This window comes from Streptomyces sp. NRRL F-5755 (assembly GCF_001279365.1).
In the GTDB taxonomy this organism is placed as follows: domain Bacteria; phylum Actinomycetota; class Actinomycetes; order Streptomycetales; family Streptomycetaceae; genus Streptomyces; species Streptomyces rimosus.
This window is the reverse complement of record NZ_LGCW01000006.1, coordinates 23,977-33,223: the sequence shown is the minus strand read 5'-3', so window position 1 is coordinate 33,223 and position 9,247 is coordinate 23,977. Positions and strand designations below refer to the sequence as shown.

6 protein-coding genes are annotated in these 9,247 nt (G+C 70.7%); all 6 read left to right on the top strand.

Annotated elements, in window-relative coordinates; genetic code table 11:
* Positions 1–633: 633 nt before the first annotated feature.
* The 6 genes from ADK86_RS01880 (at position 634) to ADK86_RS01855 (ending at position 9,202) form a co-directional block, all read left to right on the top strand.
* Positions 634–2,058: an ABC transporter substrate-binding protein gene (locus ADK86_RS01880; RefSeq protein WP_234345640.1), complete on the top strand. Its 1,425-nt coding sequence runs from the start codon at positions 634–636 to the stop codon at positions 2,056–2,058.
* Positions 2,059–2,250: 192 nt separating this feature from the next.
* Positions 2,251–3,177 (top strand): carbohydrate ABC transporter permease, encoded by a 927-nt coding sequence (locus tag ADK86_RS01875; protein ID WP_053694946.1) that lies wholly within the window; start codon positions 2,251–2,253, stop codon positions 3,175–3,177.
* Positions 3,174–4,061 carry a carbohydrate ABC transporter permease gene (locus ADK86_RS01870; RefSeq protein ID WP_053694945.1) on the top strand — a complete coding sequence of 296 codons (888 nt, stop codon included), beginning with the start codon at positions 3,174–3,176 and terminating at the stop codon, positions 4,059–4,061. The genes ADK86_RS01875 and ADK86_RS01870 overlap by 4 nt, the downstream gene beginning before the upstream one ends.
* 143 nt (positions 4,062–4,204) lie before the next feature.
* Complete coding sequence (locus ADK86_RS01865) at positions 4,205–5,437, top strand: glycoside hydrolase 5 family protein (protein ID WP_053694944.1); 1,233 nt, start codon at positions 4,205–4,207, stop codon at positions 5,435–5,437.
* Between the two features lie 188 nt (positions 5,438–5,625).
* A complete protein-coding gene (locus ADK86_RS01860) occupies positions 5,626–6,036 on the top strand; it encodes a hypothetical protein (RefSeq protein ID WP_053694943.1) in 411 nt (136 codons plus the stop codon).
* 100 nt (positions 6,037–6,136) lie between these two features.
* Positions 6,137–9,202, top strand: coding sequence for an alpha-mannosidase (locus ADK86_RS01855; RefSeq protein WP_053694942.1), 3,066 nt, complete (start codon positions 6,137–6,139; stop codon positions 9,200–9,202).
* Positions 9,203–9,247 lie beyond the last annotated feature (45 nt).

The window sequence follows — 9,247 nt, the reverse complement described above, 5'->3', positions numbered from 1 at the left end:
AGGCGGGGGCTGCTGGGGCGGGGGCCGTCGGCGTCCGCGGCCGGAGAGCCGGTGCCGGTGCCAGTGCCGGTGGTCATGTCGCGCGTCAGCTCCTCCGGTTGGCCTGGGCGGCCCGGGGGTGGGTTGGTTGATCGGTCGGCCGCCGTGGGGGCGGTGGAGGGGCGTGGCTAAAGCGCATTAGTCCGTACTGCTAAAGCGCTTTAGCGCGTTCAGGATCACGGCGGGTCGGGGGGAAGTCAATCGCTGTGCGGAAGGTGCGGCGAGAGCCGAAGTCGCGGGCTTTGTTATGGAATTGAGACGACAGGTTCCGGTGGGCTTGGCTTTAGCGCATTAGTGCAGGTGGGGATGGTGGCCGGGCGGGACTGGTAAGCGGGGCGGGTTGTGTAGGGCAGACGGGAAGTAGGGGTGTCCGGGGCGAAGTTGGGGGTTGTGCATTGACGGGAGCGTAGGCGGACGACAACGTTGGCATCGCCATCCGGCGGCGCGGCCGGTCGTGTGCCGGACCGTGCGTGGTTCTTCGCTGTCTTCTTCACCGTCTTCTTTGCTGTTTCCTCGCGGTATTCCTCCGTGGGAGCGCTCTGCGTCGCGGACGTGCTTCCCGGGCAGAAGCGTTTCCCCGACGCAGGAGTGACCATGACGTGCAGACACTTGGGCCCCATATGTTCCGGTCGTGACACCCGTAATGCCCCCGTCCCCCGAGACACCCGCAGCAGCCGCGCCCCCCGCGCCCTCCGCCCCGCCCTGGCCGCCGCGCTGACCGTCGCCTTGGTGTCCGTCACGGCCGCCTGCGGCGTCGGGGGTGGCGAGGGGTCGGCCGCGGAGGGGCAGCCGAAGCGGACCGGCAAGGTGTCCGGCCAGATCACCTTCCGTACGTTGCAGCTCAAGCCGAACTTCACCGCGTACGTGCAGGGCGTCATCGACGCGTTCGAGAAGAAGTACCCGGACGTGAAAGTGACCTGGGAGGACGTGCCGGGCGACGGCTACAACGAGAAGCTCGTCGCCGACGCGCAGGCCGGCGGGCTGCCGGACGTGGTCAACCTGAACACCGACTCGTTCCAGCTGCTCGGCGACCGGGGCATGCTCGCGGACGTCGCCGAGCTGGACCCGAAGGCCGCGAAGGAGTACGTACCCGGCGCCTGGGACCAGTACAAGCTGCCGGGCAAGGGGGACGGGGTGTACGCGTACCCCTGGTATGTGACGCCCGAGATCCTCACGTACAACAAGGAACTCTTCGCCGACGCCGGGCTGGACGTGAACAAGCCGCCGACCAGCGTGGAGCAGTTCTTCGACTACGCGGAGCGGATCGCGGGCGCCTCGGGCGGCCGGTACACGGCGTTCATGGCGGACCCGAAGGGGCGGCTGCCCGGGGACTGGCAGAAGATGGGCGTGCCGGTCCTGAACAAGGAGAAGAACGCGTTCGTCTTCGACACGCCGAAGGCCGTCGAGTGGGTGCAGCGGATGAAGAAGCTGTACGCAATGGGGGCGATGCCGAAGGAGTCGCTGACCAAGGCCGACGATCTCGCGCAGCTCTACGGGGCCGGGAAGCTGGTGTTCGGCCCCGGGTCCCCCGGCATCCTCAAGGACGTGAAGCGCAACTCCCCGGCGGCGTACGGGAAGACGCAGGTCGCGAAGGCCGTGACGGGGAAGCTCGGGCACATCGGGATCTACACGCAGTCGCTGGGCATACGCAAGGACACCAAGCACCCGGACGCGGCGGCGGAGTTCGCGAAGTGGGTGACCAACGGGCCCAACCAGGTCGCGTTCTCGAAGCAGGTGACGATCTACCCGTCGAACGCGAAGGGTCTGGCTGACCCGTACTTCGCGGACCAGGGCGACGGCAAGGATCCCGAGACGATGGCGCGCACTGTCGGCGCCGAGGAGCTGAAGTCGGCGCAGCTGGACGCCAATACGCCCGTGGAGTGGACCACGCAGGTCGGTGACGCGGTGGTGCGGGAGATGCAGAAGGGGATCAGGGGGGAAGAGGACGCGACGGCCGCGGTCAAGAACGCGCAGGAAGCGGCAAACAAGATCCTCGCGCAGCAGAAGAAGCGACAGTGATGGGCGATGGCTCATACCGAGCGTGCGGATGGGGCGCGCACCGGGCATGCGGATGCGACACGCGCCGGGCGTACGGACATGGGTGAGGCTGTGCGGCGGCAGCGGGCAGTGCCGGTGGGCGCCCCACGCGTCCCGACCCCCTCGTCGACGCACGCGACACCCACCGCGCCCGCAGCCTCCACCGCCCCCACGATGCCGCCCGCCCCCACCTCCCGCACCAAGACCACCGACGCCGACCCCGGCCTCCCCCACCGCCGCTGGTGGACCCCGTACCTCTTTCTCCTCCCCGGACTGGTCATGGTGGTGCTGTTCAGCCTCTGGCCGTTCGTCAATACCGTCATCCTGTCGTTGACCGATGCGCAGATCCTCAAGGGCGGGCGGTTTGTCGGGCTGGAGAACTACGGGCGGGCGCTCGGTGATCCCGACTTCTGGACGGCGACGGTCAACAGCGTCGTCTACCTGGCCGTGGTCGTGCCCTGTCTGGTGCTGTTGCCGCTGGCGCTGGCCGTCCTCGTCCAGCGCAAGATTCCCGGGATCGGCTTCTTCCGTTCCGCCTTCTACACGCCCGTCATCGCCTCGGCGGTCGTGGTCGGGCTGATCTGGCAGTGGGTGCTGCGCAGTGACGGACTGGTCAACACCGTGTTCGAGAAGCTGCACTTGATCTCCGGGCCGGTTCCGTTTCTGACCGACTCCACGATGCTGCTGGTCTCCGCCATGATCGTCACGATCTGGAAGGGCCTCGGCTACTACATGGTCTTCTACCTCGCGGCGCTGGGGAACGTACCCACGTCGCTGTACGAGGCGGCCGCGCTCGACGGCGCGGGGGCCGTACGCCGCTTCTTCAGCATCACCATCCCCAGCGTGAAGCCGATGATGCTGCTGGTCGGAACGCTGTCGGCGATCTCGGCGCTGCGCGTGTTCACCGAGATCTACATCCTCGGCGGGGAGAGCGGCGGGCCCGGCGGCGGCGCCCGGACGCTGCCGTTCCTGATCCGCCAGGTCGGGCTGGGCTTCGCCGGGGAGACGGGTTACGCGGCGGCCATCTCGATCCTGCTGTTCCTGCTGACGCTGGTGTTCAGCCTGCTGGGGCACCGGCTGTCGAAGGGAGACGAGAGGTGACCGCTCTGTCCTCGCCCGGTGTACGGCGAGCTCGGCGCTCCCCCGGCGCCGGCCGCGGCCGCAGCCGCAAAGCAGCCCTCGGCCTCACCGGCCGCTACCTCACCCTCTGCCTCATGCTGGTGGTGATGCTGGGCCCCATCGCCTGGCAGTTCCTGACCTCGCTGAAGGGCCGTGGGGAGAACGTCTACGGAGGCGTGCTGCCCAGTCAGCCGACGCTCGACAACTACGTACGCGTCGCCGAATCGTTTCCCCTGATCCAGTACGTCGGCAACACGCTGATCGTCGCCGCCCTGGCCGTCACCTCGAACTGCGTGTTCGCCGCGATGGGCGGCTACGCGCTGTCCCGGGCCGGGTGGCGCGGGCGGCGGACGGTCTTCACGGTGCTGGTCGCGACGCTGATGTTCCCGTTCGAGTCCGTGATGATCTCGATGTTCCTCACGGTGCGGTCGATGGGCCTGGTGGACACGCTCATCGGGGTGTGGCTGCCCGGCGCCGTCTCCGTGCTCAACCTGATGATCATGCGGGCCGCCTTCCTCGCCGTACCGAAGGAGGTGGAGGAGGCCGCCGTCCTGGACGGGGCCAACGAGTGGCAGCGCTTCACGCGGGTGTTCGTGCCGGCCGCGAAGGGCGCGCTGGCGGTGGTCTGTCTGACCAGCTTCATGGGCGCCTGGGACGACTTCCTGTGGCCGCTGATCGTACTGACCAACAGCGATCACTACACGCTGCAACTCGGTCTGAAATCGCTCGCCGGAGCCACCACGGTCAACGACCAGCGGCTCATCGCGGCGGGGGCGATGGCCGCGTTGATCCCGATGATGGCGCTGTTCTTCGCCCTCCAGCGGTACTTCTTCCGCGGCGTGGGCGAGGGAGCGCTGAAGACGTGAGGGAAGGCGTGAGGCAAGACGTGAAGGACGACGTGAGGGACGGCATGAGGGGAAAAGTGAAGGGGAGCGATGTGACGACGCCTGTCGGTACGGTCTCCAGTCCGTTGCCCCTCTGGCCCACCGGCCCGGACGCGGTGCCCCGTATGGGCGCCAACTACACGCCCCGTACCGGCTGGTTCCACCACTGGCTCGACTTCGATCTCGACGACGTATGCCGCGACCTGGACGCGCTCGCCGCGCTCGGCCTGGACCACGTCCGTGTCTTCGCCCTCTGGCCGGTCTTCCAGCCCAACCGTTCCCTCGTCCGCCCGCGCGCCGTCGAACAGCTCGGCCAGCTGGTGGACGCCGCCGCACAGTGCGGCCTCGACGTCGCGGTGGACGCGCTCCAAGGCCACCTGTCCAGCTTCGACTTCGTACCGTCCTGGCTGCGCACCTGGCACCGGCGCAACCTGTTCACCGACCCGGACGCCGTCGACGGCGCGGCCCGCTATCTGGAGTCGCTCGCCTCGGCACTTGCCGAACGTCCCAACTTCCTGGGTATGACGCTGGGCAACGAGGTCAACCAGTTCTCCGGACCGCCGCACCCGGACCCCGACCCGTGTACGTACGAGGAGGCCGGGCAGTGGCTGACACGGCTGCTGGAGGTCTGCGAGCGGGCCGCGCCGGGGCGGCTGCACACCCACGCCGAGTACGACGCGGTGTGGTTCCAGGACGGCCACCCCTTCACGCCCGCGCAGGCCGCGCGGCTCGGGCGGGCCACCACCATCCACTCGTGGGTCTTCAACGGTACTGCCCAGCGGCACGGGTACGAGGGGACCGCCACGGTACGGCTGGCCGAGTACCTGATCGAGCTGGCCACGGCCTGGGCGGACGACCCGGCGCGGCCGGTCTGGCTCCAGGAGGTGGGCGCCCCCGCCCCGCTCGTCCCGCCCGAGCACGCCGCCGCGTTCGCCACCGCGACCGTCGGCAATGCCCTGACCTGCGAACGGCTTTCCGGCATCACGTGGTGGTGCTCGCACGACGTGTCGCGGGAGCTGGCGGACTTCCCCGAGCTGGAGTACGGGCTCGGGCTGCTCACCTCGCACGGCGAGGTCAAGCCGGCGGGCCGGGCGCTGGCCGAGGCGGCGGCCCGGCTGCGGGCCGAGCCGCCCCGGCCGGTGCGCCGGACGACCGCGCTCGTCCTGGACGCGGGGGAGGAGGCCACGGCCCCGCACCGGTCGGTGTGCGCGCCGGGCGGCCCCTTCTTCGAGGCGTGGGTACGGCTGGCCGACCAGGGCATACGGGCCGCGGCCGTCCTGGCGGGCCGGGTACAGGACGCCGTGTACCTGGAGAGCCGGGGGATCACGGAGGTGGTGCGGCCCTCGGACGTGAAGTGAGGAGCGGAGCGGTACGGGCGCGGTGACGACCGGCGCGCCGGGGCCGGGCACCAGTACCAGAACCAGGCGACACGACCGGACGACACGACCAGGTGACAGGCCGAGAGGTGGAAGACGCAGTGGGCGCGAGACGTGACGTACGACGTGACGGCGGGCAGGGCACCAAGCACGGAATACCCGAGCATGGGGTGCCCCAGCACAGAACGTCCCGCCGCGGCCTGGTGGCCGATGCCGCAGCCGCCGGAGCCGGCCTGGCGCTCCCGCTGACGGCGGCCGGCGCCGGAGCGGCCGTACGACCGGACGCATCCGCCGCGACCGTTTCCCGCGCGACCGCTTCCCGCGCGCACGCCGGCTCCCTCCAGCCCCACGCCTCTCACTGGTTCCCCGACAGCTTCCCCGAGGGCCGCGAGCCCGACCCGGGCGCGGTGCGGCGCAGCCTGAAGGTCACAACGTCGCGCGTCACAGGTGGCGGCACGGCCGAACACCGCCTCATGGGGAAGCCGTCCGGTATGGGCGCGCGCGTACGCCACTACGAAATCCACCAACTCCTCCCCGACGGCAAGCGCCGCTTCCTCGCCGCGTCCGTATTCACCTGGTAGGCCGCCCGCACACCGGGCAGAAACCCCGCAGTACCCCACCCACAGCCACGTCATCCCGTACCCGTCCCGTACCCGCCTCGCACCCACCGGAGCCGCCCCCATGCACGACGACCGCAGCATCGTCGAACACCGCCTGCGCCGCGTCCTGACCGACCGCATCAAGCCCGCCGTCCGCAGCCGGTCCGTGCCGCTGACGATCGAGCGCTGGGAGGCGCCGGGCGAACCGGTGCCGCCCGCCGAGGGCCTGGCCGCCGACTACGAGCCGACGAAGGCCGGGGAGGCGTGGGGGCCCGCCTGGGGCACCACCTGGTTCCGGGTGACCGGGCAGATCCCGGCGGACTGGGCCGGGCGCACCGTCGAGGCCGTACTGGACCTGGGCTTCGAGGCGAACATGCCGGGCTTCCAGTGCGAGGGCCTGGTCTACCGCCGGGACGGCGAGGCCGTGAAGGGCCTCAACCCGCGCAACGACTGGGTGCGCGTCGCCGATCCGGCGGCCGGCGGGGAGGAGGTCGAGCTGTACGTGGAGGCGGCCTCCAATCCCGTACTGGCGGATCACCGGCCCACCTATGAGGGCGACCGGCTCACCGCGAGCCACGCGCCGCTGTACCGGGTGCGGCGGATGGACCTCGTCGTCTTCGAGACCGAGGTCTGGGAGCTGGTCCAGGACCTGGAGGTGCTGGGCGGCCTGATGCCGGAGCTGGACGTGACCGACGCGCGGCGGCACGGCATCCTGCGCGCCGTCGAACGCGCCCTGGACGCGGTGGACCTGAAGGACATCCCCGGTACGGCCGCGCGGGCCCGCGCGCAGCTCGCGGATGTGCTGGCGTCCCCGGCGCACGCCTCGGCGCACCGGATCAGCGCGGTCGGCCACGCGCACATCGACTCCGCCTGGCTGTGGCCGCTGCGCGAGACGGTCCGCAAGGTGGCCCGTACGTCCTCGAACATGGTCAACCTGATGGACGCGCACCCCGAGTTCGTCTTCGCGATGTCGCAGGCGCAGCAGCTGGCCTGGATCAAGGAGCACCGGCCCGAGGTGTTCGCCAAGGTGAAGGCGAAGATCGAGGCGGGGCAGTTCGTGCCGGTCGGCGGCATGTGGGTGGAGTCGGACACCAACATGGTCGGCGGCGAGGCGATGGCCCGGCAGTTCCTGTACGGGAAGAAGTTCTTCCTGGACGAGTTCGGCATCGAGACCAAGGAGGTGTGGCTGCCGGACTCCTTCGGCTACACCGCGGCCATGCCGCAGCTGGTCAAGCTGTCCGGCGCCGACTGGTTCCTGACGCAGAAGATCTCCTGGAGCCAGGTCAACCGCTTCCCGCACCACACCTTCTGGTGGGAGGGCATCGACGGCACCCGCGTCTTCACCCACTTCCCGCCGGTCGATACGTACAACTCCGACCTCGGCGGCAAGGAGATGGCGCACGCCGCCCGCAACTACCGTGAGAAAGGCCGCGGTTCACGGTCGCTCGCGCCCTTCGGCTGGGGTGACGGGGGCGGCGGCGCCACCCGCGAGATGCTGGCGCGCGCCGCCCGGCTGCGCGACCTGGAGGGCTCGCCGCGGGTCGAGATCGAGAAGCCCGAGGCGTTCTTCGAGAAGGCGCACGCGGAGTACCCGGACGCGCCGGTGTGGGCGGGCGAGCTGTACCTGGAGCTGCACCGCGGTACATACACCTCCCAGGCCAAGACCAAGCAGGGCAACCGGCACAGCGAGTCGCTGCTGCGCGAGGCCGAGCTGTGGGCCGCCACGGCCGCCGTACGGGTACCGGGCTACGCGTACCCGTACGAGGAGCTGGAGCGGATCTGGAAGACGGTGCTGCTGCACCAGTTCCACGACATCCTGCCCGGCTCGTCGATCGCCTGGGTGCACCGGGAGGCCCGCGATACGTACGCGCGGGTCCGCGGGGAACTGACCGCGATCGTCGTCGCCGCGCAGACCGCGCTGGCGGGCCCGGGGGACCAGGAGATCGTCTTCAACGCCGCGCCGCACGCGCGCGGCGGCGTCCCGGCGGGCGGCGCGGAGCCCGCGCCCGGCCAGGGCGGCACGCCCGTCGCCGTACGCCCGGTCACCGTCGAGCCGCTGACCGTGGACGGCCGGGCCACCGGCGGCTACCGCCTCGCCAACGACCGGCTGCGCATCGACATCGACGCACGCGGGCTGGTCGTGTCGGCATATGACATCGAGGCCGAACGGGAGGCCGTGGCACCGGGCGCGGCGGCCAACCTCCTCCAGATCCACCCGGACTTCCCCAACATGTGGGACGCCTGGGACGTGGACGAGTTCTACCGCCACAACGTCACCGACCTGGTGTCCGTCGACGAGCTGACGGTCACCGAAGCCGGTCCGGAAGAGGTGCGGATCAAGGTCGCCCGCTCCTTCGGTCACGGCTCCACCGTCGAGCAGACGCTCACGCTGCGGGCGGGCGCCAAGGTGCTGGACATCGACACCGAGGTGGACTGGCGGGAGACCGAGACGTTCCTCAAGGCCGCCTTCCCGCTGGACGTGAAGGCCGACCGGTCCGCGTCCGAGACCCAGTTCGGGCACGTCTTCCGCGCCACCCACACCAACACGTCGTGGGAGGCCGCCAAGTTCGAGATCTGCGCCCACCGCTGGATCCAGGTCGAGGAGCCCGGCTGGGGCGCGGCGCTGGTCAACGACTCCACGTACGGGCACGACGTGACCCGCGACATCCGCCCGGACGGCGGCCAGACCACGACCGTACGGCTGTCCCTGCTCCGCGCGCCCCGCTACCCGGACCCGGAGACCGACCAGGGCCTCCACCGGCTGCGCTGCGCGCTGGCCCCCGGCGCGGACATCGCGGACGCGGTGCGCGAGGGCCACTGGATCAACCTGCCGGAGCGCACGGTGCGGGGCGGCGGCCCGGTCGCGCCGCTGGTCGGCGTGGACAACGACGCGGTGGTGGCCGAGGCCGTGAAGCTGGCCGAGGACCGTAGCGGCGATGTCGTGGTCCGGCTGTACGAGTCGCACGGCGGGCGGGCGTCGGCGACGCTGACGGCCGGGTTCCCGGTGGCGGAAGCGGTCGAGACGGACCTGCTGGAACGGGCGATGGAGGGTTCGGCGGTCGGCGAGGTGCGGGACGGACGGGTGGCGCTGACGCTGCGGCCGTTCCAGGTCGTGACCGTACGGCTGGTGCGGGGAGCGGAGGGCTGAGGAGGGCGAGGGCAGGGGCGGGCCGTTGAAGGTTTCGGCCCGCCC

Excerpts from the sequence above, each read along its gene's own strand:
- ADK86_RS01855 (WP_053694942.1), top strand. The coding sequence starts at position 6,137 with ATGCACGACGACCGCAGCATCGTCGAACACCGCCTGCGCCGCGTCCTG.
- ADK86_RS01865 (WP_053694944.1), top strand. The coding sequence starts at position 4,205 with ATGGGCGCCAACTACACGCCCCGTACCGGCTGGTTCCACCACTGGCTC.
- ADK86_RS01880 (WP_234345640.1), top strand. The coding sequence starts at position 634 with ATGACGTGCAGACACTTGGGCCCCATATGTTCCGGTCGTGACACCCGT.
- ADK86_RS01875 (WP_053694946.1), top strand. The coding sequence starts at position 2,251 with ATGCCGCCCGCCCCCACCTCCCGCACCAAGACCACCGACGCCGACCCC.